19 protein-coding genes are annotated in these 26,333 nt (G+C 69.9%); 9 read left to right on the forward strand and 10 right to left on the reverse strand.

Annotated elements, in window-relative coordinates; all coding sequences use genetic code 11:
* Positions 1–104 precede the first annotated feature (104 nt).
* Together AB0I04_RS21155 and AB0I04_RS21160 are read right to left on the reverse strand one after the other, a co-directional pair.
* Positions 105–308 carry a DUF3040 domain-containing protein gene (locus AB0I04_RS21155; protein ID WP_360886820.1) on the reverse strand — a complete coding sequence of 68 codons (204 nt, stop codon included), beginning with the start codon at positions 306–308 and terminating at the stop codon, positions 105–107.
* A gap of 127 nt (positions 309–435) precedes the next feature.
* Complete coding sequence (locus tag AB0I04_RS21160; protein WP_360886822.1) at positions 436–2,001, reverse strand: family 10 glycosylhydrolase; 1,566 nt, start codon at positions 1,999–2,001, stop codon at positions 436–438.
* 77 nt (positions 2,002–2,078) lie between these two features.
* On the opposite strand from AB0I04_RS21160, the gene AB0I04_RS21165 reads away from it, so the two are divergent.
* A complete protein-coding gene (locus AB0I04_RS21165) occupies positions 2,079–3,182 on the forward strand; it encodes a site-2 protease family protein (protein ID WP_360886823.1) in 1,104 nt (367 codons plus the stop codon).
* Here the strand turns inward: AB0I04_RS21165 and AB0I04_RS21170 are convergent.
* Positions 3,127–4,083 (reverse strand): DMT family transporter, encoded by a 957-nt coding sequence (locus AB0I04_RS21170; RefSeq protein ID WP_360886825.1) that lies wholly within the window; start codon positions 4,081–4,083, stop codon positions 3,127–3,129. The genes AB0I04_RS21165 and AB0I04_RS21170 overlap by 56 nt on opposite strands.
* Positions 4,084–4,191: 108 nt before the next feature.
* On the opposite strand from AB0I04_RS21170, the gene AB0I04_RS21175 reads away from it, so the two are divergent.
* Both AB0I04_RS21175 and AB0I04_RS21180 read left to right on the forward strand, forming a co-directional pair.
* Complete coding sequence (locus tag AB0I04_RS21175; RefSeq protein ID WP_360886827.1) at positions 4,192–5,064, forward strand: LysR family transcriptional regulator; 873 nt, start codon at positions 4,192–4,194, stop codon at positions 5,062–5,064.
* Between the two features lie 78 nt (positions 5,065–5,142).
* Complete coding sequence (locus AB0I04_RS21180; RefSeq protein ID WP_360886829.1) at positions 5,143–5,700, forward strand: dihydrofolate reductase family protein; 558 nt, start codon at positions 5,143–5,145, stop codon at positions 5,698–5,700.
* A gap of 43 nt (positions 5,701–5,743) precedes the next feature.
* On the opposite strand, the gene AB0I04_RS21185 is transcribed toward AB0I04_RS21180, so the two are convergent.
* The gene (locus tag AB0I04_RS21185; RefSeq protein ID WP_360886831.1) at positions 5,744–6,352 is read right to left on the reverse strand and encodes a DUF4865 family protein; all 609 of its coding nucleotides are present in this window, start codon (positions 6,350–6,352) and stop codon (positions 5,744–5,746) included.
* Positions 6,353–6,477: 125 nt separating this feature from the next.
* Between AB0I04_RS21185 and AB0I04_RS21190 the strand changes: the two genes are divergently transcribed.
* On the forward strand, positions 6,478–7,341 hold the full coding sequence (locus AB0I04_RS21190; protein WP_360886833.1) for a hypothetical protein: 864 nt from the start codon (positions 6,478–6,480) through the stop codon (positions 7,339–7,341).
* A 93-nt stretch (positions 7,342–7,434) separates the two neighbouring features.
* On the opposite strand, the gene AB0I04_RS21195 is transcribed toward AB0I04_RS21190, so the two are convergent.
* The 3 genes from AB0I04_RS21195 to AB0I04_RS21205 form a co-directional block, all read right to left on the reverse strand.
* On the reverse strand, positions 7,435–8,115 hold the full coding sequence (locus AB0I04_RS21195; RefSeq protein WP_360886835.1) for a hypothetical protein: 681 nt from the start codon (positions 8,113–8,115) through the stop codon (positions 7,435–7,437).
* On the reverse strand, positions 8,112–8,606 hold the full coding sequence (locus AB0I04_RS21200) for a sigma-70 family RNA polymerase sigma factor (RefSeq protein WP_360886837.1): 495 nt from the start codon (positions 8,604–8,606) through the stop codon (positions 8,112–8,114). Before AB0I04_RS21200 ends, AB0I04_RS21195 begins: the two co-directional genes overlap by 4 nt.
* 95 nt (positions 8,607–8,701) lie before the next feature.
* Positions 8,702–10,042: a cytosine permease gene (locus AB0I04_RS21205; RefSeq protein WP_360886838.1), complete on the reverse strand. Its 1,341-nt coding sequence runs from the start codon at positions 10,040–10,042 to the stop codon at positions 8,702–8,704.
* Between the two features lie 121 nt (positions 10,043–10,163).
* Between AB0I04_RS21205 and AB0I04_RS21210 the strand changes: the two genes are divergently transcribed.
* The 3 genes from AB0I04_RS21210 (at position 10,164) to AB0I04_RS21220 (ending at position 16,567) form a co-directional block, all read left to right on the forward strand.
* A complete protein-coding gene (locus tag AB0I04_RS21210; RefSeq protein ID WP_360886840.1) occupies positions 10,164–12,476 on the forward strand; it encodes a LuxR C-terminal-related transcriptional regulator in 2,313 nt (770 codons plus the stop codon).
* Between the two features lie 48 nt (positions 12,477–12,524).
* Complete coding sequence (locus AB0I04_RS21215) at positions 12,525–14,561, forward strand: AAA family ATPase (protein ID WP_360886842.1); 2,037 nt, start codon at positions 12,525–12,527, stop codon at positions 14,559–14,561.
* Positions 14,562–14,671: 110 nt separating this feature from the next.
* Complete coding sequence (locus AB0I04_RS21220; protein ID WP_360886844.1) at positions 14,672–16,567, forward strand: intein-containing Rv2578c family radical SAM protein; 1,896 nt, start codon at positions 14,672–14,674, stop codon at positions 16,565–16,567.
* Positions 16,568–16,579: 12 nt separating this feature from the next.
* Here AB0I04_RS21220 and AB0I04_RS21225 read toward each other — a convergent pair whose 3' ends face one another.
* The 3 genes from AB0I04_RS21225 to AB0I04_RS21235 all read right to left on the reverse strand — a co-directional run bounded on the left by AB0I04_RS21225 (position 16,580) and on the right by AB0I04_RS21235 (position 18,512).
* On the reverse strand, positions 16,580–16,813 hold the full coding sequence (locus AB0I04_RS21225; protein ID WP_360886971.1) for a hypothetical protein: 234 nt from the start codon (positions 16,811–16,813) through the stop codon (positions 16,580–16,582).
* 149 nt (positions 16,814–16,962) lie between these two features.
* On the reverse strand, positions 16,963–17,184 hold the full coding sequence (locus AB0I04_RS21230; protein WP_360886846.1) for a hypothetical protein: 222 nt from the start codon (positions 17,182–17,184) through the stop codon (positions 16,963–16,965).
* 497 nt (positions 17,185–17,681) lie between these two features.
* Positions 17,682–18,512 carry an N-formylglutamate amidohydrolase gene (locus AB0I04_RS21235; RefSeq protein WP_360886848.1) on the reverse strand — a complete coding sequence of 277 codons (831 nt, stop codon included), beginning with the start codon at positions 18,510–18,512 and terminating at the stop codon, positions 17,682–17,684.
* Between the two features lie 386 nt (positions 18,513–18,898).
* On the opposite strand from AB0I04_RS21235, the gene AB0I04_RS21240 reads away from it, so the two are divergent.
* Together AB0I04_RS21240 and AB0I04_RS21245 are read left to right on the forward strand one after the other, a co-directional pair.
* Entirely contained in the window at positions 18,899–25,414 is a 6,516-nt protein-coding gene (locus tag AB0I04_RS21240) for an RHS repeat-associated core domain-containing protein (RefSeq protein WP_360886850.1), read from the forward strand.
* Between the two features lie 263 nt (positions 25,415–25,677).
* The gene (locus tag AB0I04_RS21245) at positions 25,678–26,172 is read left to right on the forward strand and encodes a DinB family protein (RefSeq protein ID WP_360886852.1); all 495 of its coding nucleotides are present in this window, start codon (positions 25,678–25,680) and stop codon (positions 26,170–26,172) included.
* The last annotated feature ends 161 nt before the right edge of the window (positions 26,173–26,333 follow it).

Below are 26,333 nucleotides of genomic sequence, written 5' to 3' on the forward strand. Positions count from 1 at the left end.
GGAGCAGGAGCCGCGTTGTGCCTTTCGCCGAGAGGCGACCACCACACCGGCCCAGGCGTGCGAACGCCCCCGCGGAGGACCTCCGCGGGGGCGTTCGTCGTTCCTCAGACCGGCACGGTGGCCAAGGCCGCGGCCAGCAACGAGGCGATCACGAGCACGGCGACCGCGATCGCCACGGCGGCCCGGATGCGCCGCCGCCTGCGCAGGCGCCCGAAGTTGGACAACCGGTCGACCAGGCGAGGGTCTTCCTGGCCGAGTTGAGATGCGATCTCGGTGAGGATTCGCTCCTCCTCCATTGAGAGCGCCACGCCACACCTCCAGGGGGTCACGATTTCCAGGAATCATCCCCTGTTTGTTAAGCCTGGGAAACCTCAAAAGGCTAGTGAGCCCCGCCTTTTACGGCCACATGTGGAAGCGTCGCGGCGAAATCCCAGCTCAGCCGCCTTCGGTGGTCATGTGGGCGCCCCGAGTCGGAGGGCTCTCCCGGTGGCGCCCGTCCAGGGCCGTCACGTAGTACGTGTAGACATGTCCAGATTTCGCGGTGTGGTCGGTGATCTGGGTCGTCTGCCCAGAGACGACCGTGAGGAGCTCGCGCGGGTCCGGCGGCGTACAGGCCGGGCCCTTGGCCGGCGAGCGGTAGACGGCGTACGCCGTGGCCCCGGAGCCCTTCCAGTTCAGCCGACGGTCCTTGGCCTCCAGCCGCGTGGGCGCCGACGGCGGCTCGCCCGCGGCGCGCGTGCTCGCGGGGGCGATCGCCGGGCGGGCGAAGTGGTCGCGAACCAGCCGGGAGGCGAACCCTCGCCGATCCTGCCGCAGATCGGTCGCGCTGAAGATCGCCTCACCGGTGACCTGGGGGTGATTCGCGTCGAGCGCCAGATGCCGGGACATCTCCGCCGCGGCGTTCCACGGGCCGCCGTGCCCGACCTGGTAGCCGGCCTGCCCGATGATCAGCTGCACGCGTGTGCCCGCCACCTGCCGGGACCACCAGGCGACGAGCGTCCGGTAGTCCGCGGGCGGGTACCCGATGGGCCAGTACAGCTGCGGCACCACATAGTCGATCCAGCCGCTCTTGATCCACTTACGGGTGTCGGCGTAGATGTCGTTGTAGCTCTGCAGCGCGTGGGTCGCCGAGCCGTTCGAGTCCTCCGACTTGTTCCGCCACACTCCGAACGGGCTGATGCCGAACCTCACCCACGGCTTCGCCTGGTGGATCCCGGCCGACAGGCCCTGCACGAGCGCGTCGACGTTGTGCCGGCGCCAGTCCGCGACGCTCTTGAAACCGGCGCCGTACTTCTTGAAGGTCGCCTTGTCGGGGAACTCCTCCCCCGGCAGCGGATACGGATAGAAGTAGTCGTCGAAGTGGACGCCGTCGATGTCGTACTTGCGCACCACGTCCAGGACGACCTTGCTCACCAGGTCGCGTACCTCGGGCAGCCCCGGGTCGTACCACAGCGCGTCGCCGTAGCGGTACACCCAGTCCGGATGCTGCCGTGCCGGGTTGTTGGTGGCCAGCGCCTTACGGCTCGGCCCGGTGCTGACGCGGTAGGGGTTGAACCAGGCGTGGAACTCCAGCCCACGCTTGTGCGCCTCGTCGACCAGGAACTTCAGCGGGTCGTAGCCGGGGTCACGCCCCTGCTTGCCGGTGAGATACCGGGACCACGGCTCGTACGGGGACGGGTAGAAGGCGTCGGCGGTCGGCCGGACCTGCACGTAGACGGTGTTGAGGTTCTGCCGCACGGCCATGTCCAGCAGGGCGCGGTACTGCGCCTGCTGCACCGACGCCGGCAGTCCCGGCCGGGCGGGCCAGTCGCCGTTGCCGACCGTCACGATCCACATCGCCCGGGTCTGCCGCTCCGCGTCCGTACGCGCCATCGACACCTGGCCGCATTCGGCCGCCCGCGACCGCAGGTGCCTGGACGGATCGTCGTTACCACCGCAGCCGGCCGTGACGGCCAGGACCGCGAGTGCCACGATGCTCCTCTTGGCGATGGAAGAACCCACGAGAGGGCATTCTGCCTGAGACTTCGGTGTGCTTTGGCGGGTATCCATTCTTCAGGGACGACAACAAGGCGGCGGCTATGAACGACACCCTCCGGCTCGGCCGGATCGGCGGCGTGCGCGTCGGCGTCAACTGGACCGTCCTGGTGGTCTTCGCGCTCATCACGTACGGCCTGGCCGGCGAGCAACTGCCCCACACCTACAAGGGCCTGCATCCGCTGATGTACGTGCTCGGCGGACTGCTCACCGCCACGGCGTTCCTCGTCTCGCTGCTCGCCCACGAACTCGCGCACGCGATCGTCGCACAGCGCAACGGCCTGACCGTCACGGGGATCACCCTGTGGCTGCTGGGCGGCGTCGCGCGGTACGAGGGCGAGCCCCCCACTCCGGCCGCCGAGCTGCGCATCGCCGGCTCGGGGCCGCTGGTCAGCCTGCTGCTCGCGGCGGCATTCGGCATCGTCTCCGCCGGCCTGCTGATCACCGGGGTCGACGGCCTGGTAGCCGGGTGCGTCACCTGGCTCGCGGTGATCAACGCGCTGCTGGCGGCCTTCAACGTCATCCCCGCCGCGCCGCTGGACGGCGGCCGGCTCGTCCACGCCCTGCTGTGGCGGATGTCCGGGGACCGGCTGAAGGCGACGCTGCAGACGACCCAGGTCGGACGCGCCTTCGGCTGGGTGACCATGCTGACCGGCTTCTACCTCTCCATGTGGACCGCGGACGGCCTCTGGCTCACGCTGGTCGGCTGGTTCCTGATCACGGCGGCGGGGCTGGAGGCGGCGCAGGCCCGGCTCCGGGCGCGGCTCGACGGCATTCCGATCCGCCGGATCATGACTCCCGATCCGTTCACCGTGCCGAGCGCGATGCCGGTCGCGGAGTTCCTGCGCGAGATGCTGCCCCGGCACCGGCACGCCGCCTACCCGGTGGTCGACGAGGGCGTCGTCCGCGGCGTCGTCACCGCCGAGCGGATCCGCCAGGAGCCGCCCGACACGCCCGTCGGCGCGCTCGTCGAGGACGCCGAGCGCACGACGCCCGAGACGCCGCTCACCGAACTGCTGCCCCGGCTCACCCGCGAGCGACTCCTCGTCTTCGACGGCGACCGGCTCGTCGGCATCGTGACGCCCCACGACCTCACCCGCGAACTCGAACACCTGGCGCGCGAGGTTCCGGGCTTCCCGGCGCGCTGACACCCACATCCCGACGCCGCCTCGACCGGGCCACGATCACCCCGGTCAGGATCACCAGGCCGCCGGTGACGGTGTTCCAGCCCAGCGGCTCGGACAGCAGCACCGCGCCCAGGAGCGTGGACCACAGCGGCGTCAGGTAGGTGACCGTCGCCGCGACCGTCGGCCCGGCCGCCCGGATCACGCCCAGGTTGAGGATGTACGCCAGCCCGGTGCCGACCGCTCCGAGCACCACCAGTGCCGTGGCCGCGCCCGCCCCGGGCCAGGCGGGCGGGCCGGCCCACAGCGGCGTGACCGCGGCCAGTTCCGCGGTCGCGCACAGGATCTGCACCGCCGACAGCACCGCGGCGGACTCCGTACGGCCCGAGAAGAAGCGCCGGGTGTAGGTGAAGCCGGCGCCGTAGCACACGGTCGCGCCGAGGCAGGCGAGGCTGCCGACCGTCGCGCCGCCGAGCCCCCGCCAGGCCCCCAGGACCAGGAGCACGCCGCCGAACCCGGTCAGCAGCCCAAGTGACCGCCGGAGCGTCGGCCGCTCACTGGGGATCAGGGCGACGGCGAACAGCAGCGTGGTCAACGGCGTCGCGCCGTTGACCACGCCGGCCACCACCGAGCTCACGTGGGTCTCCGCGTACGAGAACAGCGCGAACGGGACGGCGTTCAACAGCGCGGCCACCACCAGCGCGTGCGCCCAGAGCCGCCGGTCCCGGGGCGGTGCCTCCCGCCGAACGGCGCAGACCACGCCCAACGCCACCAGGCCGAACAGACACCGCCAGAACGCCACCCACATCGGCGGGACCCCGGCCTCGATCGCCACCTTGATCAGCGCGAAGCTCGCCCCCCAGATGACCGACAGGACCACGAAACCCGGCACCCATCGCGCGGTCTCCCCAGGCCGCTCCGTCATCGTCATCCACCTCACCGTTCGAAATCCGGATACCGGTCACCGGAATCCTCGGTGCAGCAGGCAAGATGAGTCCAACAAGTGACCACACCAGACCCATGAGAAGAACTCATGACCCTCAACATCAGCCAGCTGCGGGCGTTCGTCGCCGTGCTCGACCACGACGGTTTCGGGGCCGCCGCCGACCGGCTCGGGGTGAGCCAGTCGGCGGTCTCCCACTCCGTCGCGTCGCTGGAACGCGCCCTCGGCAGCGCCGTCCTGACACGCCACGGCCGCCCGCGCCCCACCGCGTTCGGAGAGCGGATCCTCGGCCACGCCCGCGCCGCCCTCGCCGCCACCACCGCGATCGCCGACCTCGCCGCCCAGCAGGACGGCCTGCCCACCGGGACCGTACGGCTCGCGGCCCCCACGACCGTCTGCCAGGGCCTGCTGCCCGACCTGATGGCCCGGTGGAAGGCCGACCTGCCCCGCGTCGACGTGGCGCTGTTCGAAGGGGAGGACGACGAGGTCGCCGACTGGCTCACCGGCGACACCGTCGACCTGGCCGTCCTCGTCGACCCGCCGCCCGGTCCCGGCGTCACTCTCGCCGACGACGCCTTCCACGCCCTGCTGCGCGACGACCACCCGCTCGCCGGGGAGAAGACCATCGGCATCGCCGACCTGGAAGACGACCCCTTCCTGCTGTCCTGCGGCGGATGCGAGGGCCACATCCGCGAGCTGTACCGCCGGGCGGGCGTGCCGTTCCGGCCGACGCACCGGATCCGTGACGTGGGCACCCTGCTGGCCATGGTCCGCGCCGGCATCGGCGTCACGATCGTGCCCGGACTGACGGTCGCGATGCTCGTCCCCCGCCTCGTGATGGTGCCGGTGGATCCGCCGATCGCCCGGCGACTGGTCCTCACCGGTCCGGCCGACCGGCCCTGGCACCCGGCCGCCACCGCCCTCGTGACCGCGGTCCCGGCATCCGCCGAGGGGATTCGCTAGAGGTTTTCGCCGGACGCGATGAATCCCGCTGATCCCGCCGGTACGTACAGGCGAGCATCGAGTGAAAGGGACACCATCGTGAGCGTCATCGTCATCGAGTTCATCACCCTGGACGGGATCGTGTCCGATCCGGACGGGTCCGGGGGCACGCCGACGGGCGGCTGGGCCTTCCGGCACGGCCCCGAGACGGTCGCCGGGGACAAGTTCCGGCTCGGGAGCACGCTGGACGAAGGGGTGATGCTGCTGGGGCGTACGACCTGGCAGCTGTTCTCCCGGCTCTGGCCGAATCGCGACGACCCGTTCTCCGCGCGGATGAACGCCGTGCCGAAGCTGGTCGCCTCCCGTACGCTGAGCGACGCGTCGGCGTGGGCGAATTCGCGCGTCATCGACGGCGGCCTCGTCGACGTCGTCAAGCACGAGCAGCGCGACGTGATCGTCATCGGCAGCCTCGGCGTCGTACGCGCGCTGATGGCCGAGGACCTGATCGACGAGTACCGGCTCCTGACCTTCCCCACGATCCTCGGCACCGGCGACCGGCTCTTTCCCGCCGGCGGCCCGCCCGCGTACCTGGAGTGCCGATCGGCCGAGCAGACCGGCGCCGCCGTCCTCACGCGATACGTGAGAGCGGCACGATGACACCACGCCGCCCGGCCCCGGCCCCGGCGCCGGGCGGCACCCCCTAGCCCTCCGGCAGATCGGCCAGACCGGGCGCGGACATGTGCAACACCTCGTATCGCTCGGTGGCGTCCTCGTCGGCGGGCACGGTGTCCTGCCACAGGACGAACCTGACCAGCCGCCAGTCTCGCGGATCGAGGCCGAGGGCGGCGGTGTGCACTGCGTCGCGGCTCGCAAGGGCGCGGAGTTCGGCGACCTCGTGCTCGATGCGGGCGGCGAGGTCGAGGCCGGTCTCATCCGCGGCGATGGCCGGCGGGACCACGGTGAGGCGGCGTGAAGCGGCCTTCGGCGCGGTGCCACGGGCCGGACCGGCGACAGTGGCGATGCCGGTCCAGTGGTCGACGGCGGGGCGGCCGAAGAAGCGGATGATGTTCTGGAACCGGCCGCTGCCGGTGACCAGGAAGTCGGCCATCGAGGCGGTGTCGTTCCACAGGTAGAAACAGGCGTACTCGTCGACCGGCGAACCACCGGCCCCGCGTTCCCGGAAGAGATAGGCCTTGAGACCCAGTCCGGCCCGGTCGTCGAGGCTGTGCATGGCAAGACCGATCCGGTCGCGGAGACCGGGCATGTCGTAGCCGGCGGGCAGGGGAAACGCGTACTGCATCGCGTACATGAGCCGTCCTTCGGATCGCCTGATCGTACAGACTAGTAGGTACAGAAGGCGTTCGTCATCCATGCACGCAGGGATTCACCAAGACCCGTGCACCCGGCGCGGAGACGGCGCGTAACCTTTGGCGAATGGCAGCCCGGGCCGATCGCCTCCCGGTCCGCGTCGTCCTGCGAGGCGGACCGGACGGCTGGCAGTACACGATCACCGACCGGTCCGGCGCCGGCGAGCACGTGGACCTCGGAGCCATGGCGGCGAGCCGATGGCCGCCCGCCACCCGCCGCGGTCACGACCCGGAATGGTGGGACGCGGCAAACGCCCAGGTCGCCGCGGACCTGCGCGAGTACCTCGGCCTCCGCGTCGCCGACCGCTGCTTCGACCTGTTCCAGATGGAGGCGTCCATCGAATGGCGGTCGGCGGGTGGCGAGAGCGGACCGTGGGAGGGCACGGTCACGCTGGTCCCACCGGATCCCGGCCGCTTCCCCGGACGCGTCCCGCCGTTCGTCGTGCGTCTCCTGCCCGGCCGGGGCGCGGACATCGGCGGCACAGACCTGCCCTTCGAGACCTCCGCGACGCATGCCTGGTCCGTGCTGACGCGAGTCGCGGACCGCCTGGGCGGTCGGCCGCACGCGTCGTTCATCTGCGGCTGGGCGGACCACCGGAGCGTACGGATCGGCCGCGGCCAGTTGTCGATCTGCACCCTTCGCCACGGCGACGGCGTGGAGCGGATCGGCCAGATATACGTGATGCGCCCGCCCGGATGGGGGGGCTCCCCCACCGTACGGGCCGAGCTCGACGGCATCGACCTGCTCGGCGAGACCGCGGGCGACGTCCTGTGGCTACTCGGCGAGCTCGGTCTGGACACCGTCCACCGCGCCGGCTCTGTCCACGTCCCCGACGCCGGGCTGTTCCTCTACCGGGAGAACCCGGCCGACGACCGGTTCGCCTCCGCCGCCATCGAACCGCCGCCCACGGACGACGCCGAGTATCCCTGAGCGCGGGGTGAGGCACGCCGTCGCCGCGGGCGCCCCTCACCCTCCGTTCGGACGAGGGCATGTGCGCGGCTCAGCCGCGATGCCCCGGCGGGCTCAATCCCCGGGGTGTCCCGGCGGCGGTGCCTGGGTCGTGCAGGTCAGCGGGACCCCCACCGGGACCAGGCGCTCGACGGAGCCCGGCCGTCCGTGCGTGACGACCAGCTGCGACGGGGTGAGATAGCCGATGAAGAGCTGTTTCCCGGCGGGCATCGCCGCGCGGTCGAAGACGAGGGTGACCTTGCCGTCGCTCCGCCGCTCCCCCGTCATGACGCGGCGGACGCCGGGCCCGTCACCGCTGGGGTCGAGGCGTCCGTCGTCCTGCGGTCCCTTGCAGAAGACGCCCTCCTTGACGATCACCGGGAAGCCCGCCTGGCGCAGGGCCCGTTCGAGGCCCTGGTGGTCCTGGAAGTACCGCGCCTTGTCCCAGGTCACGCGGACGGTGCCGTGGCCGTCGCTGTCCAGGGTGAACGCGGCGGTGCGGATGTGCACCGAGCCGGCGCCGGTGGTGAGCCTCGCCTGGGGCGGCGCGGTCGACGGGTGGCTGAGCGCCGGCACTCCGAGCGCGAGGCCGGCCACCGCCGTGGCGCCCGCCGCGACGCCGACGAGGCCGCGCCGACGGCGCCGTACGCGCCCCGCCGCCACGATCCGCTCGACCGGGGTGTGCATGCTGACCTGCTCGAACGAACCCTTCAGCGCGTCCAGCACCGCTGAGGTTTCCCTGTCCTGACTGCTCACGATCCGACCTCCCGGTCGTCGACGGTGATGAGATGGCCGCGAAGCGCCGTCACGGCCCGCGACAGGTGGGCGGTGACGGTTCCCGGGGCGATGCCGAGGATCTCGGCGGTGGCCCGGGTGTCGAGGTCGAGGAAGACCCGGAACGCGATCACCTCCCGCTGCCGTTGCGGCAGCCGGCGCAGCACGGCGAGCAGCGCGGGATCCAGGCCCGCCTCACCGGCCGAGACGTCGGCGACCTCGTGGTCGCGCTCCAGCGCGACCTCCCGCCGCCGGCGACGCCACCACGAGACCTTGGTGTTGAGCGCCGTACGCACGACCCAGGCGGTCGGCGCGGGATGCCGGCTGACGCGGTGCCACGACGCCCAGGCCCGCGTGAACGCCTCGGCGACCAGGTCCTCGGCCAGCTGCCGATCGCCCACACCGGCCAGAACCGCCCGTAGACAGACGTCCCGGCTGGCTCGATAGAACTCCTGGAACTCCAGCTGCTTCACACCCGCTACACGCTTCGAGCGCCCGATCCGCTTACCTTCGCGCCGAGAATCTTTCACCGCGTCCGCGGCATGCCCACCTGGCAGCGGCGCCGGTGTCACCGTCGAGACGATGCGTCCCGCGCTTCGCGAACTCGCGCTCTTGGCAGCGTCCGGCCCATCCTGCTGAGGGCGATATGGCCGGCGAAGGCCACGACGAGCGCGTTGAGGGCGGGGATCCCCACGTGGATGAAGTAGCCGGCGGCACCGGCGCCGGCCCAGGAGATCAGGCTCGCCGGAACCCACTCGGGAGCGTCGGCGGGAAGACGTCCTCGGCTCCGGGACGAGTCCAGTTCCGCGCGCCAGGTACGGACCACGTAGTACTCCGCGATCATGATGCCGGCCACCGGCGGGATCAGGATGCCGAGGATGGTGAGGAAGCCGATGAAGTGATGCAGGAGCCCGGTCGCCGACAGAGCCGACCCCAAGACGCCGATCAGGACCGTCAGCAGACGGCGGCTGACGCACCGGCCGGCCAGGACGTCGATGACGTTGACCAGCCCGAGCGTGGAGGAGTACAGGTTCCAGTCGTTGATCTTCAAGACGGATGCGGTCAGGACGACGGTGCCCCAGAGGCCGCTCGTCGTCGTGATGATCGCGACGACGTCGACGGTGTGCAGTGCGTGGGCCAGCAGCACACCGATGAGTCCGATGAAGAACTCCCCCACAGTGATCCCGACCAGGGTCTGCCTGACGACGTCCCCCACGGTGCGGTTGTAGCGGGTCATGTCCGGCGTCATCACGGCTCCGACGATGAACCCACCGGCGACGAGCGTGGCACCGGCCGCGAGCGAGAGTGGCCTGCCGACCGGCTGGGACCAGATGAGGTCATGCAGCGAGAACCTGACCAACTGGCGCCCGACCGCCCAGACGGCCAGGGCGACGAACGCGGGCACCGTGACGTACGCCGCCCAGGCCATACCGTTGAAGCCGAAGATCACGATCGCGGTGACGCCCAGGCCGCCGATGAGCGACCAGGCCTCCACGGACGGACCGCCCAGCAGTGAATGCAGCCCTTCGGCGAACACCGCGTTCTGCACACCGAACCAGCCGATCAAGCTGACCGCGATCGTCAGGCCGACGATCGCGGAGCCCTTGTTGCCGAATCCCGTCCAGCGCGCGAGCACGGACGTCGACAGGCCCTCCCGCGTTCCGGCGATACCGACGAAGATCGAGACGATCTCCAGCAGCACCGAGCCCAGAGCGATCGCGAGCACGGCTCGCCAGAAGGTCATCCCCAGCCCCAATGTCACCCCGAGCAGGAACTGGGAGAGCGCGGAGAGCTGGCCGAACCGCTGGGTCGCCACCGACCACCAGGAGTAACGGGCCGAGACCGGTACCCGGTGGAGCGAGTAATCCTCGGCGGCGGCCGACTCGTCGAGGTACGCCGCGGGTTTCATCACCATCCTCCCGCCGCAGGGCCGATCACTCCGGACCGGCCACGTGGCGCCCACCGCCTTATCGACGTTTCCGCAGTTCACGTACGGACTGGGCACTATCCGGCAAGCCTATGATTGCGACATGGGCCGGGCAGATTCGGGGGGCCGAGGCCATCGAAGCAACCTTCCTCAGCATCTGACGACCTTCATCGGTCGGCGGGACGAACTGGCGCACGTCAAGGGCCAGCTCGCGGCTCACCGGCTGCTGACACTGACCGGCGTCGGGGGTGTCGGGAAGACCCGTCTCGCCCTCCAGGTCGCGGAAGATCTGAGCAGACGCTTCCCTGACGGGGTCCGGATGGTCGCCCTGGACCGGATCCAGAACCCTGACCTGCTCCTCCACACGGTCACGGCCGCCCTCGGGCTACGAGACGAGGCCGGCGAGTGGGACTTGCCGGCGCTCGTGGCCCGTCTGGAGGACGAACGCCTGCTCCTCGTGCTGGACAACTGCGAGCACCTGCTCGACGCCTGCGCATCGTTCGTCACCGCCGTACTACGGCGGACTCAGGAGGTGCGGATACTCGCCACCAGCCGAGAGGCACTCGGGGTCGCCGGAGAACGGACCGTCCCGCTGCCACCGTTGTCGCTCCCGGACCGGGACGGTCCGCCGGTCTCGCCGAAGTCCCTCGCCAAGTACGACAGCGTACGGCTTCTCGTCGACCGGGCGGCGCTGGTGAGCGCGGGATTCACCGTCGACGAGAGCAACGGCGCGTTGCTGAGCGAGATCTGCCGGCAGTTGGAGGGGATCCCCCTCTCCATCGAGCTCGCGGCGGTCCGGCTCCGTGCCATGTCGCCGCAGGAACTGCTGCACAGGCTGGACCGCTTCCGGCTGCAGGCCGGATGGCCTGGCGTCCCTCCCCGCCAGCGGACCCTCTACTCGCTCGTCGACTGGAGTTTCCAGCTGTGCACTCCGCCGGAGCAGCGCGTCTGGGCACGGTGCTCCATGTTCAGGGACGGCTTCGAGCTGGAGGCCGCGGAAGCGGTCTGCTCGGACGGCGACCTGGATCCGGACACGGTGCTCGAGGCGCTGAGCGGACTGATCGACAAATCCGTGCTGTCTCGAGAGGAGAGCCGAGGCCGAAGCCGCTATCGGATGCTGGAAACGCTGCGCGAGTTCGGCCTCGGCCGCCTCGCCGAGTCCGGTGACACCGATGAGGTGCAGAGACGGCACTGGGATTGGTATCGGCGTCTGGCTCAGCAGGTGGCAGAAGGCTCGTTCGGGGCCGACCAGCTGACCCTGTTCTCCCGGCTTCGCCAGGACCACGCCAACCTCCGCATCGCGCTGGAGCACGGCCTGACCGACCCCGATCGGGTGGAGACCGCGCAGCGGATGGCCGCCGGCCTGAGCTACTACTGGCAGGTGACGGGCCTCCACGGCGAGGGGCGTCGCTGGCTGGACCAGGCGCTCTCGCTCGACACCCGCCCGACCCGCACGCGCGTGCGGGCCCTGTGGGCCGATGCCTGGCTCGCGCTCCTGCAGGGAGAGCTGAGCACCGCGCGCCTGCTGTTGAAGGAAAGCGGTGCGCTGGCCGAAAGGCTGCACGACGAGAGCGGCAGCGCCTGGGTCGCCCAGCTCACCGCCTACGCCGACATGAACGACGGCAGGCTCGCCGAGTGCGGATCCCTGTATCGGCAGGCGCTCTCGGTCCACCGCGCCCTGGACGACGAGCCCGCCGTGGTGCTCACCCTGATCCGGATGGCGATCCTGGCGGTGCTCACCATGGACATCGAGGCGGGGATCGACCACTGCCGGGAGGGACTCCAATGGTGCGAACGCAACGGTGTGCGTACCCTCACCTCGAACCTGCTCTGGGTGCTCGGCATCCTGCGCTGGCGATCCGGCGACACCACCGGAGCCGTCGCGGCGGAAAGGGAGAGCATCCGGCTCGCCCTGCCGTTCGATGACCCCATGGCCCTGGCCCGCGCCCTGGAGGTACTCGCCTGGGTCGCCGCCACCGACGGACAGACCGAGAGGGCCGCCACCCTCCTCGGCGCGCTGGACGGACTGTGGCGTTCGTTCGGCGGCGAGCCGTTCCTCTACCTGCGGGGCTTCCACGACGAGTGTGAGACACAGGTACGCTCCGCCCTCGGCCCCGCCGCCTACCGCTCTTCCTTCGCGCGAGGGACGGCGATGTCGTACGCCGACCTACTCGCGGACGCGCTGGAAGAGACGCCTCACGTGCCGGAACCACAAGCTCGCCGCCTGTCACCCCTCACGCACCGCGAAACCCAGATCGCCGAACTCATCTCCCAGGGCATGAGCAACAAGGAGATCGCCGCCAACCTGATGATCGCTCAGCGCACCGTCGAAGGCCACGTCGAGCACATCCTCACCAAGCTCGGCTTCACCTCCCGGGTCCAGATCGCGGCCTGGACCGTGGCGGAGGGGCGGTGAGCCGCCATGGCCGGTCCGGACTCGATGTCATCGGCGGGGAACCTTCCCGTGGAGCTGACCAGTTTCGTGGGGCGCAGGCGTGAGATCGGCGACATCAAGCGGCTGCTCCAGCGCAACCGGCTGGTGACCGTGACCGGCGGGCCGGGGGTCGGCAAGACACGGCTCGCTCAACGGGCGGCGGGGCAGCTGAGACGCAGGTTCACCGACGGTGTACGCCTGGTGGAGCTCGCCGCACTCGCGGACGGGCGATTCCTGGCCCGGGCGATCGGGGACGCGGTCGGGATGCCCGGCGAGTCGAGGTCCGCCGCGCCGGAGGCCCTCGCGTGGTTCCTGGCGGATAAGAATCTGCTGCTGATACTGGACAACTGCGAGCATCTGGTGGACGTCTGCGCGTGCCTGGCCACCGATCTCCTGCGGGCCGCGCCCCAGGTACGGATCCTGGCGACCAGCCGGCAGGCGCTGCGCGTGACCGGGGAGTGGCTGGTGGAGTTGGCGCCGCTGCCGGTGCCGCAGGAAGAGCAGCCGCCGGCGCGCGATGACGCAGTGCGGTTGTTCGCCGAACGCGCGGCGATCGCGCTCCCGGGCTTCGCCATCACCGACGACAACCGTACGACGGTGGCCGGGATCTGCCGGCGCCTGGACGGCATCCCACTGGCGATCGAGCTCGCCGCGGTACGGGTGCGGGCCATGCCCGTCGAGGCGATCCTGACCCGCCTGGAAGAGCACTCTCTGGAAGTCCTGGGCGCGGGCGCGCAGGTGACCATGCCACGGCTACAGACCCTGCGGTCGGCGATCGACTGGAGTTTCCACCTGTGTTCCGCGCCCGAACAGCGGTTGTGGGCGCGAGCGTCGGTCTTCAGCGGCGGCTTCGACCTCGACGACGCCGAACAGGTCTGTTCCGGTTCCGGAATCGAGAGCGTGGACATGTTCGCGCTCGTGGACGGGCTGCTGGACAAGTCCGTGCTGACCCGTACGACGTCCGAGGACGTCTCCCGCTACCGGATGCTGGAGGCGATCCGCGAGTACGGCGCCCAGCGCCTGGCTCGGTCCGGCGAGGGCACGGCGGTGCGGACGCGTCACCGCGACCACTTCGCCGAGGTGGCCCGGCAGGCGGAGCGTCAGTTCCTGAGCCCGGGAGAGGTCGAGGGGTTCGACCTGCTGCAGCGCGATTACGCCAACGTACGAGCCGCGCTGGAGTTCTGCCTGAGCGAGCCCGGCGAGGCGGACGCCGGGCTACGGATCGCCGGTTCCCTGCGGCACTACTGGACCATGTCGGTCCGCCATCGCGAGGGACGGTACTGGCTCGATCGGGCGCTGACCCTCAACCCGGAGCCGAGCCCGGCCCGCGCCAAGGCCCTCTGGATCGACGGATGGACGGCTCTCCTCCTGGCCGAATGGGACGCGGGGCTGTCGCGGATCGACCAGTGCCTCGCGCTCGCCGAACGCCTGGATGACGAGCCGGCCCGAGCCCATGTCGTCATGCTCCGCGGCATTCACGCGTTCTTCTGCGACGACCTGCACCGCGCCGTGACCTTCTTCGAGGACGCACTCGCCCGGCTGCGGGCCCTCGACGACCGCGCGGACGTATGGATGACCCTCCGTTACCTGACCTACGCCACCGCGCTTCTCGGCGACGCGGACCGTTCCCTTGCCTTCGGCGAGCAATCCCTGGAGACCGCGGAAACGGCCGGCGCTCCGTTGACCCGCGCACGTTCGCTGGGGCTGTACGGGATCGCCCAGTGGCTCATCGGCGACCGCGAACGGGCGATCGAGCTGGTCCGGGAGAGGCTGCGGGTCTCCCCCTACATCGACGGGTGGGGCATCGCCCACTGCTTGGAAGTCCTCGCCTGGGACGCCGCCGAGCGTAATCCGGAACGCGCCGCCCGATTGCTCGGCTGCGCCCACGCGATCTGGCGTTTCACCGCCGCTCCCCTGACCCAGCGGCATCTGGCCGCCGGCCACCGGCTCTGTGAGCGGCGCGCCCGCGTCGCGCTGGGAGACGAGACCTTCGGCAAGGCCTTCGAGGAGGGCACCAGGCTCTCCATCGACCAGGCCGTCGCCTACGCACTCACCGACCGCAGGTGAGCGGGTCAACGCCCGGGCCGGAGCCGCCGTCCACCCACGGCAGGCGCCACGGTGAGAAGCAGCCGCCGAGCCGATGGGCGATCATCGAACACATGTTCTAGGGTGGGGGCATGCGTTGGGATGCGTTGTCGCTGGACGGCGAGGAGCCGGGACTGTTCGGAAGCCCCGTGACGATCGACACGCCCGAATTCCGCGGGATCACCTTCCACGAGATCAGAGCCAAGTCGATCATCAACCAGGTCCCTGGCGCCTCCCGCGTGCCGTTCCGGTGGACCATCAACCCCTACCGGGGCTGCAGCCATGCATGTGTGTACTGCCTGTCCGGCGAGACCCCGATCCTGATGGCGGACGGGCGCACGAAGCCGCTTCGCGACATCCGCGCCGGCGACGAGGTGTACGGCACCGAGGTGGTCGGAAGTCACCGCCGCTATGTCGCCACCAAGGTGCTCGCACACTGGAGCACTATCAAGCCCGCATACCGGATCCGCCTCGAGGACGGGACGGAGTTGATCGCGAGCGGCGATCACAGGTTCCTGAGCGATCGCGGCTGGAAGTACGTCACGGGCACCGAGCGCGGCGCCGGTCGACGTCCGCACCTGACGCGCAACAACAAGCTGATGGGCGTCGGATCGTTCGCCGAGCCGCCTAAGAAGGACGCGGATTACCGTGCCGGTTACCTGTGCGGGATGATCCGAGGCGACGGTCAACTCGGCTCGTACTCCTATCTCAGTGCCATCCGCAACCAGAGCACGGCGGGTAACGCGGCCATCAGGCGGATCATCGCATGGCCCACGGAGGCAACGACGGAGTGGCATAAAGGTTTTCTTGCCGGAATTTTCGATGCAGAGGGAAGCTGCTCGACCGGTGTTCTCCGAATATCGAATACCGACCAGGAAATCATCAGGCACATCGCGGAAGGCCTCGAGCATCTGGGGTTCGAATACAGGGTTGAGCAGCCGAAGAATGCTGTGGGCCTGCCGAATACTGTGATCCGGCTCCTGGGCGGCATCGCTGAGCGGCTCCGCTTCTTCCATACGGTGGATCCGGCGATTACGCGGAAGCAGAACATCGAAGGTCTCGCGATCAAGACGAGCGCCCGGCTCGGTGTGACGTCCGTTGAAGCGACCGGCCTGGACCTGCCGATGTACGACATCACCACCGGGACCGGAGACTTCATCGCCAACGGCGTCGTTTCACACAACTGCTTCGCCCGCCGCACGCATGAATACCTGGATTTCGACTCGGGCCGGGATTTCGACTCGCAGATCGTCGTGAAGGTGAACGCTCCTGAGCTGGTGCGCCGGGAGCTCGCCGCACCGAAGTGGGCCGGTGAGCACATCGCGATGGGCACCAACGTCGACTGCTACCAGCGGGCGGAGGGCCGCTACCAGTTGATGCCGGGCATCATCGAGGCGCTACGGGACGCCGCGAACCCGTTCTCGATTCTGACCAAGGGCTCGCTGATCCTGCGCGACCTGCCGCTGCTGGAGGAGGCCGCCGACCGCACCGAGGTCGGTGCGGCGGTGTCCGTGGGCTTCGTCGACAGGGAGCTGTGGCGGCTGCTCGAGCCGGGCACACCCAGCCCGCTCAAACGCCTCGAGGTCTGCACGACACTCAACGAGCACGGCATCGGATGCGGCGTGCTCATGGGACCGATCGTCCCCTACCTCACCGACGGCCCACGCCAACTGGAAGCGGCCGTACGCCGGATCGCCGAAACCGGCGCCACCTCCGTCTCCGCCATTGTCCTGCACCTACGCCCCGGCGCCCGCGAATGGTTCACGGCCTGGCTCCGCGAGCACCACCCTGAGCTCGTCGCGCCCTACGCCCGCCTGTACGGCCGCGGTGCCTACGCCCCGAAGGACTACCAGCACCGCATCACCCAACGCGTCAAAGACCTCGCCGACAAGCACGGCATCGGCGGACGACGTAACGCCCGCCGCACTCCCACCCCCGCGCCCTCCCCCACCCGGCCTCCCGAACCCGAACAACTCACCCTGCTCTGAATGACCCGATACTCACTGGCGAGGGGCAGAACACGATGCCCAATATCTGCCCGCGACTCTGCCGGACCACCGCACCCGACCAGATCGCAGCCCGGCCACCTGGTCTGCGGTCAGCCCACGGACGTGGTCGGCGGTAAGGGAAAGCTCCCGCTCGCCGCCCCGGCTGATCGTCACGGTGACCTTGCCGGTACGGCGCCGAGTCCACGCCACCAGCACCCCGGCAAAGACACTGACCGCAGCAGGCAGGCCGCCTGCCCCCCTCTAGGATCTGCGGATCCGTGAGCAATTCGGATGATCATGAGCACCGGATGGGCAAAATCCGGGCTCAATGAGCAACGACTGCAGATGGCCGTTGCAGTAGACGAACCCGCTCGCCTTCGGGAGACTTGCATACGTCACGATCGTCGCGAGATTGGCCGGGTTGGGGCGATCACGTTGTAGTGCTGATGACCGGCGTACCACGCTGTGTTGGCGGCGTTCTCGACCATCTCCTGCTGGGTGGTGGAGGACTTCGCCCAGCTTTGGATCGACTTGGCGAGCTGGCCGAGGTCGATGTTGAAGTTGACGCCGACGCTGGGGCCGCCACCGCCACCGCCGACCGGGTCGTCCACTGCCATGGCCTTGACAGCGGAATCCGCTCGGCGCCCGGCAGCGGGCCGGTCGCCGGCGGTAGCAGACCAGGCATGAGACGCCGCGATGGTAGGGGCGGCTGCGGGGGCGAGGGCCCAGATGCCGAACCCCGATGCTCACGCCCGCCCATTCCTCCGACGACCTTCAGTTCGTCAATGAGCGAAGCGCCGGACTGCCGGCAGCAGCACCCGCCGACGCACGGGACACCGGGAACCCACCTGATATCTCGGTGCCAGGTCCTTCCACCGCGGTCGGTCCGGACGCCGGTCAACCGGTCAGCCGGTCTTGGCGTCCGCCGAAGCGGCCCATGATTGTCTTGCTCATCGTACTGACAGGGGCGGCCGCGACGGCAGTGATGATGGGAGCCTTGAGCTCCACGGCCGCACCTAACCGCCCTCGTGGCACGGGCCTGCGAGTGCTCACAGGACCGCGGAACCTACAGCGGCGGCGGGGCAGGACGGCATGAGCGGGTACAGAGGCCCGTTCAGCGGCGGCGCCCGGTTGTGACCACCGCGTCGACAAGGTTCGTGATTGCGTGCACGACCGCTGTGATGCCCTCGCCCGGGGCTCCTCCGGGTTCGGTCATGTAGAGGTCTCGGCGGATCTCGATCATCAGTGCCATTACCGCCTTGGCCTGCCGGTAATGCTTGAGCGGGACGTAACTACCGGCGAAGGGGGTATTCACGCCAAGGTCGTCGAAGCACGAGAACGCCTCCACCGCGGCCTCATGCAGCCAGCCGGGAGTGTGAAAGGTGTCGACACCCAGACAAATGGCAGGCCGGTCGCCTGTCACATGCAACTCATACGGCAAGGCGCGGCTGGGATAGGAATGCACGTCAAGGATCACCGCGTGGCCCGTCGCGGCCACGCGGGCATCCACCAAAGCGGCCATGGCTTCGGCGTAAGGGCGGTAGTGCCGAGCAAGCAGATCCTCGATGTGGTCCGGATCCTCGGCACGCAGCCTCGCACCGTGCGAGGTGCACAGGTACACCGCGCCCATGCCCACCGCTCGCATTTCCTCGCGCTCGTCCGGGAACCGCTCGGGGTCGATGACCAGCCGGGACAGCCGGTTACTGAACACCCACGGGGCCAGGTCGGCGCCCTTGGCGGCACGAGTGGCGATGAGCCCGGTGTGCGCGTCGGTCATGTGATCCAACTCGCTGGACAACGCGGCGTCATCGAGCAGGATCGCCTCACGAGCATGAGCGGTCAAAGCCCGGGATCCATGCGGAACATGCAGGATCACCGGGGACCCGCCGTTCCCGACCGTGACCTCGAAGCCCACCCCGGACCCGTTCGGACCCACACCGATCACCAGCCTGATCCCGCCCAAGCAGCCGACTCGCGCATATCGACACCAACCCCGCCCGGTGCCAATGATCGCGACCAGGCTCCAGCCCACCACATCCTGGCCCGGTAGCGCAGCACCCGGAATGGCGATGCCCGCCAGCTGAAGCGCTCAGTCACACGTGAGCAACGGCTGCGGCGGTGCATCCGTAGCCGTCTCGGCGATGTGGGCGCGGTGGTAATGAGAGTTCCCGACGGGCCATCGCCATGGTGCTCGCCTCCACCCGCGTGGCGATCCTCTGCACCACCGCGACTCGCTGACCTGGTTGTTTAAGGCCGTCCTGAACTGTGCTGCGGATCTCGGGCGCGGCAGGGTTTCCTATTCGGTCGGGGCATTTCGGGCGAGGAGGGACCGTGGCGACGGGGCAGGTACTGCGCACCACACGCCGAACGACCAGGTGGGCGATCCCGGGGGTGGTCGCCACGTTCGCGGCGGCGCTGTTGCCCGCGGCGCCGGTGGGCGCGCGGCCCGCATCGGCGAAACCGGCCGGCGCGGTCGGGCCGGTGCGTTACGCCCACGACGCGGCCGGGCGGCTGACCGGGGTCAGCGCCGCGCACGGGGACACGGCGCGATACGACTACGACGCCTCCGGGAACCTCACCGCGATCCACCGCTACCCGACGTCGAAGACGTCCGTGCTGAGCGTCGTGCCGGAGCGGGCCGCGCCGGGCGCGCGCGTGGTGATCACCGGCACCGGGTTCGCGGCCTCGCCGAAGCAGAACACGGTCACCTTCGCCGGCGCGCGCGCCGCCGTGACCGCCGCGTCCGCGTCGAGTCTCACCGTGACGGTGCCGAGGGGGGCACGCGAGGGCGCGGTCACCGTACGGGCGCACGGCGCCACCGCGACCGCGTACGACCGGTTCACGGTTGCCGCCGTCCAGCCGCGCCCGAGCGTCACGAAGCTGTCTCGCACCGTCGGCGACCGGGGCGACACGGTCACGATCACGGGTAGCGGGTTCGCCGATGCGGCGCACGACGTCGTCACGTTCGGCCACACTCGTGCCCGCGTCGCCTCCGCCACGTCCCGCACCCTGCGGGTCACGGTGCCTGACGCGGCCGGCGCGGGCCCGGTCTTCGTGCAAACGCCGGGCGGGACGGCAGCCAGCGCGCAGGCGTTCTTCCCGGTGCCGCGCACGATCTTCCCGAAGCCCGGCGCGTACACGGCCGCGGACGTCCAGTCCACCGGGACGATCACGGTCAACGGCGCGAGCAAGCGGGTGAGCATCGGCGTCGGCAAGATCGCGCTACTGCGGTTCCACGCCGTGCGTGGGCAGAAGCTCGACCTCGGCATTACCCATTCGACGATCAAGACGCAGCTGTGGGCGCCGGCGTACGACCCGTATGGTGCGGGCTTCGGCCGTGAGCAGTACGACCGCCCGCCCGGCTACATGTACACGCGCGAGGACGGCAAGCCGGCGTTCGTCGAGGACTTCGTACCGCCGGGCTGGTTCGTCGGCGACGCCGGGTACCCGTTCCCGCAGGCCGTTCCGGTCACTGGTGACTACCTGCTGGTGCTGGATCCCGACGGCACCGGGCACGGCTCGGCCACGGTCACGCTGTCGACCCGCGCCACCGGCACGATCGACATCGGCGGCGCCAGGACCGTGCGGGCGCTGCGCCCTGGCCAGTTCACCGAGCTGACGTTCCCGGCCACGAAGAATCAGCCGCTATCGGTCGGCTACTCCGACCCGGCGAGCGGCAAGGACTTCGGTGTCTTCACCCGGGTGACCGGGCCTTACGGGGAGAACGTGCGCGACCGCGTGCTGCTGCCGGCGGGCAGCGGCGGCATCCCGTTCATCCCGCATGCGACCGGCACGCACCGGCTGATCGTCGGCCCGTACCGTGGCGAGACCAGTTCGGTCAGGGTGCGCGTCGCCCGTATCACGCAGGTCGGCACGCTGACCGTCGGAGGCGGCACCAAGGTCACCGCGGACAAGCCGGGACAGAGCTCGCTGCTGCAGTTCACCGGCTCGCCCGGCGACACCCTGACGCTGCACGTCGCCGGTAGCACGTTCGCCCGTCACCCGGCGCTCACCGTGTACCTGCCGTGGGGCGTATCGTTCGCCGGCGGCGACGGCGACCAGCTCGTGCTGCCCGCGCTGCCGCAGCCGATCCCCGGCTACGAGAAGCTGCCGTACGAGGTGGTCGTCGACCCGCGCGGCACCACCGGCTCGGCGACCGTCACGTTGACCCGCAGCGCCGCCGGGGCGAAACCGGAGAACTCCCCGGCCACCGGTGCCCGTACAAACGTGGCGCCTCGCGCGACCGCCACCGTGGCGGGCGGCAAACCGAAAACGCAGGAGTGGCAGCCTGCCAAGGCGAGCCTGAGCGGCGGACCATGGACGACCGGCTGGGGCCGCGCACCCATGGACACGCCCGTCAGCCTGCAGACGGCGCCCGGCGTGACGGCAGTGTCCGGGCGCGCGCTCACGCTGAACGGCGACCCGCTGCCCGACGTGACCCTCAGTGTCGGCGACGCGCACACCACGACCGGCGCCGACGGCACGTTCCTGCTGCGCGGCGCCCCCGCCGGACGCCAGGTACTACACATCGACGGCAGCAGCGCGGACCGGAAGGGCCGGTCGTACGGGGTGTTCGACGAGGCGGTGAACCTCGCCCCCCGCACCACCACACCGCTGCCCCAGACGATCTGGATGCCGCTCCTCGACACCGCCCACGAACAGCGGATCACCTCGCCGGCGAGCAAAGAAACGGTGCTGCGCACGCCGCGCATCCCGGGCCTCGAGGTGCACATCCCGAAGGGCACCGTGATCCGGGACTCCTCCGGCAAGATCGTTCACAAGGTGGGGATCACCGCGATCCCGGTGGACCGCACGCCGTTCCCGCTGCCAAAGAACAGCCCGGTGCCGATCTACTACACGATCCAGCCGGGCGGGGCGTACCTGTTCCCCTCGGGCGCGCGCATCATCTACCCGAACTACTGGCATCTGTGGCCGGGCACCCGCGTGCCATTCACCCAGTACGACCCGAAGGGCCGCGGCTGGTACATCTACGGCCACGGCACGGTGACCTCGGACGGGACGCAGGTCGTGCCCGACAAGGGCGTGCGCGTTTACCAGTTCACCGGCGCGATGATCCTGCCGCCGGGCGGCACCGGCGCGCCGCCCGGCGGCCCACCGCAGTCGCCGAACCCGGCCGGCGACGGCGATCCGGTCGACCTGGCCACCGGCCTGCTCATCGACCAGCACACCGACCTGTCGCTGCCGGACACGCAGCCGATCGCGGTGCACCGCACCTACCGGCAGGACGACGCGTCCATCCACGCGTTCGGCGCGGGCGGCAACTTCGACGACGGCCTGTACCTGTGGGCCACCGGTTTCGACACGCAATACAACACCGCGTACCTGATCCGCCCCGACGGCGGCAGGGTCCGGTTCGACCTGATCACCACGCAGGCACCGCCCGACGTCGGCCTCGACCAGTTCGAGACCGTCGTGTACCGCGCCGCGCCCGGCTCCGGGGAGTTCCAGAACGCCACCATGGCCTGGAACGGCAACGGCTGGACGCTGCGCGAGACCAAAGGCACCGACCTGGTCTTCAACGACGAGGGCCCGCTGCGCGCGATCCGCGACCCGTACGGCAACACCACAACCGTCACCCGTGACCCCGCGAAGATCGACACCGACGGCAACCGCCGCGAGCGGGGCGCGACAGCGCAGGTCACCTCCCCGAACGGCAAGTGGCTCGCGTACACTCACGAGAACGTCGGCGGCGACCCCGACAAGTGGCGGATCACGACGGCGGCCGACAACACCGGCCGTATCGTCCGGTACGCCTACAACGCCGACGGCCTGCTCGCGTCGGTGACGAACCCGCGTGGCGGCGTCACCAAAAACGGCTACGACGCCAAAGGCCGGCTGACCTCGATCACCGATCCGCGCGGCACGACGTACCTGCGCAACACCTACGACAGCGCGGGCCGGGTGGCCAAGCAGGAGGCCGCCGACGGCGGCACGTACACCTTCGCCTACAGCACCAGCGACAAGGGCGACATCACCGCGACCCGCGTCACCGACCCGCGCGGCCACGTCCGCCGCGTCACGTTCAACGCCGACGGCGCCGTGACCAGCGACACCTCCGCGTACGGCACCGACCAGGCGCAGACCGTCAAGCTGACTCTGGACCCCCCGACCGACCGCCCGACCACCATCACCGACGCACTCGGTCACCGCACCGACCTGGCGTACGACGCCGACGGCGACGTCACCAAGATCACCCGCCTGGCCGGCACGGCCAACGCCCGCGCGACCACCTTCACGTACGGACCGTACGACCAGCCCACATCCATGACCGACCCGGCCGGGCACACGACGCGGTTCACGTACGGGACGCAGGGCGATCTACGCGCCATGCGGGACGCATCCGGCCGGACGACCCGCTTCACCGCGAACGCGGCCGGCCAGGTCACCTCCGTCACCGACGGACTCGGGCACACGACACGGGTGGCGTACACCATGGGTGACCCGACGGCCGTCACCGACCCACTGGGCCGCACCGCGCGGATGTTCACCGACGCGGCCGGGCGGGTGCTGTTCCAGACCGACCTCGCGGGCGCCACCACGACCAGCGCGTACGACGCGGCCGATCACCTGGTGCGGCTCACCGACCCGCTCGGCCACGCGACGTCGTTCGGCTACGACGGCAACGGCAACATCACGTTGTCGACCGACCCACGCGGCTCCGTCACCCGCTACGCGTACGACCGGACGGACCGGCTCACGGCGCAGACCGATCCGCTGAAGCGGACGACGCGGTACGCCTACGACCGCGGCGGCAATCTGACCAAGCTGACGGCCGCGAGCGGCCGAGGCACCACGTACGCCTACGATGCGCTCGACCGCCTGGTCACGACGGCCTACCGCGGCGACGGCGGCACGGTCACACGCGGCTATGACGCCGGGGACCGGCTGATCAAGGTGAACGACTCCCGCACCGGGGCGATCACCTTCGCCTACGACGGGCTTGACCGGATGACCCGGACCACGAGCGGCCAGGGCACGATCTCCTACGAGTACGACGCCGCGGACCAGCGGACCGGCATGACGGTCAGCGGCCAACCGAAGATCACCTACAGTCACGACCCCGCCGGAGACCTGACCGGAGTCGCTCAGGGTGACGACAAGGTCGGTCTGCGGTACGACGGCGCCGCCCGGCTCATCGCTGAATCACTGCCCGGCGGTGTTTCCCAGACGTACCGCTACGACAGCGCCGACCAGGTCACCGGCATCGACTACCGGCACGGCAACGGCAGCCTCGGCGCCCTGGCGTACGGATACGACGCCGGCGGCAGCGTCGCCGAGCTGAGCGGATCGTACGCGCGCACCACGGTCCCGCGCTCGGTGCAGGCAGGCTACGATGCGGCCGACCAGCTCACCCAGCAGGGCACCACCGGGTTCACCTATGACCGCGACGGCAACCTCACGCGCGCCGGCGCGACCTCGTACACGTGGGACGCGCGCGGCCTGCTCACCGTCCTGAAGGGGCAGGGGCGCACGGCATCGTTCCGCTACGACGCGTTCGGCCGCCGCATCGGCAAAACCGTTGGCGATCAGGCCACGACGTACCTGTACGACGGCGTCAACCCGGTGCAGGAGCAGACCGGCGGGCAGGCGTGGAATCTGCTGTCCGGCGGCATCGACCAGTATTACTCGCGGTCGGCCGCCGAGGAAGACTCCGGCTCGTCCGCCAAGCCCGAGGTGTACCGGCCGTCGGATACATACCTGACCGACGCGCTCGGCAGCACGGTCGCGCTCACCGACGACCAGGGCGCCGTGCAGTCGAGTTACACCTACGAACCGTTCGGCGCCACCACGGTCCGCGGCGACGACAACGGCAACCCGTTCCGCTTCACCGGCCGCGAGGACGATGAAACGGGCCTGTACTACTACCGCGCCCGCTACTACAGCCCGGCCGACGGGCGGTTCACCAGCGCCGATCCGCTGGGCATGGCGTCCGGTGACACCGACCTGTACACGTACGTGTTCGACGCCCCAACGGACCTCACCGACCCGATGGGCACCAAGCCGGACGACACCGAGCCGTGCACGCCGAACAGCCTCACCGACGGCACAAAGATCCTGATGGCCGACGGTACGCGCAAGCCGATCAAGGAGGTGCGGGCCGGCGACAAGGTCCGCACCGTCGATCCGGCGACGGGCCGCACGACGGCACGCCGTGTCGACACGGTGATCACCGGCGAGGGCACCAAGCGCCTGGTCACGATCACCGTCGCCACCAGGCACGGAACCCGTTCCCTGACCGCGACGGACAACCACCCGTTCTGGGTCACGGACCTCGGCGCCTGGGTCGATGCGGCGCGGCTGCGGCCCGGCATGTGGCTCCAGACGGCGTCGGGTGCCCGTGTCCAGGTCAGCGCAATCGACGTGCACACCGTGCGGCACGCCGAGGTCCGAAACCTCACGGTGGCCGGCACTCACACGTACTTCGCAGACGCCGGCGGCACCGACGTGCTCGTCCACAACCAGAACGAACTCCCGGAGGGCAGCCAGCCGCCCGATTACATCGGCCAGCATGAGAACGCGTACGACCTGTTCAACCGCGCGGGACGGATCCCCCGGATCGTTGAGGCGATCAGCACGGGCAGGTCGGCGTACGACAGCGCTGGGAACTTCACCTCGCAACTCCCCGACACCGCGACCCCGTTCCCGAAGATCACTGCGACGGTGAAGCAACTGGTCCGGATCGGTTGGGGCCTGCGTGCGGCAGTGAAGAAGTACAACTCACTGGCCGTCCAGGGGAAGCACGTGAACACGACGGGACGCGGCCGCCATGCGAAGGGCAATACGCCGACCGGGAACCAGCAGGAAGAGTGTGGCGAAACAGAGTAACGACGAGTGACGACATGATGTGCCGCCGATGAGAGAGCGTCCCGCCGAGCACCTCGACCAACCCTGCCGGATCAGCCGTGACTCAAGTGAACAAGTAGCCGATGAGCGAACGCCTCTGGCGCGTCGTCCAGGGATTCGTGAGATTAAGGATCGCCCGCCCGGTTCAACTCGTGCAGAGGTAGGAGGGGTGTTCCGCCAGGTTCCCCGCAGGGCCGTCCATGCTGCTGTCCGTAGTACACCGTCCGAGACGTAAGGTCGGACCCATGCTCGAGTCGCAACGCGAACGCGTGCCGCTCAACGACGGCGACGCGCTGGACACGGCACTGGCGTTTCTGTCCTTCGCCCGGTCGTGTGTGCTGAAGAAGGTCGACGGATTGGACGAGGAGCAGCTGCGGCGCCGCTTGGTCGTGTCCGACACGACGCTGCTGGGGCTGGTTCAGCACCTGACCGACGCCGAGCGGTACTGGTTCGGATACACGCTGGCCGGCGACCCGCGGTACGCCGATGTCGACTTTGACATGGTGGTCGCGCCGGACCGGTCTGCAGATCAGGTCATCGCCGACTACCGGACCGCGATCGCCGAGAGCGACGCGCACATCCGTGCGGCCGAGGGCCTCGACGTCCGCACCGCCCACCCGGTGGACGACGCGCCCCTCACGCTTCGCTGGGTGCTTGCCCACATGACGAGCGAAACCGTCAGGCACGCGGGGCACGCCGACATCCTGCGGGAACTCATCGATGGCGTGACCGGCCGCTGATCGTGAGGCGCGCCGATCAGTTGTATGCGAACCGCCCATCGCGACACTGACCGGCGTACCGAGCATCCGCTTCTGCCCCCGGGCATGCGCACCGGTTGGCATGACACGCTCAGCCGGAAGCCCCATGCTTCATTGAAGGGCGCATCAGCGGCAACGGGCGG

It is taken from the genome of Actinoallomurus sp. NPDC050550, from assembly GCF_040655075.1.
Taxonomy (GTDB): Bacteria; Actinomycetota; Actinomycetes; order Streptosporangiales; family Streptosporangiaceae; genus Actinoallomurus.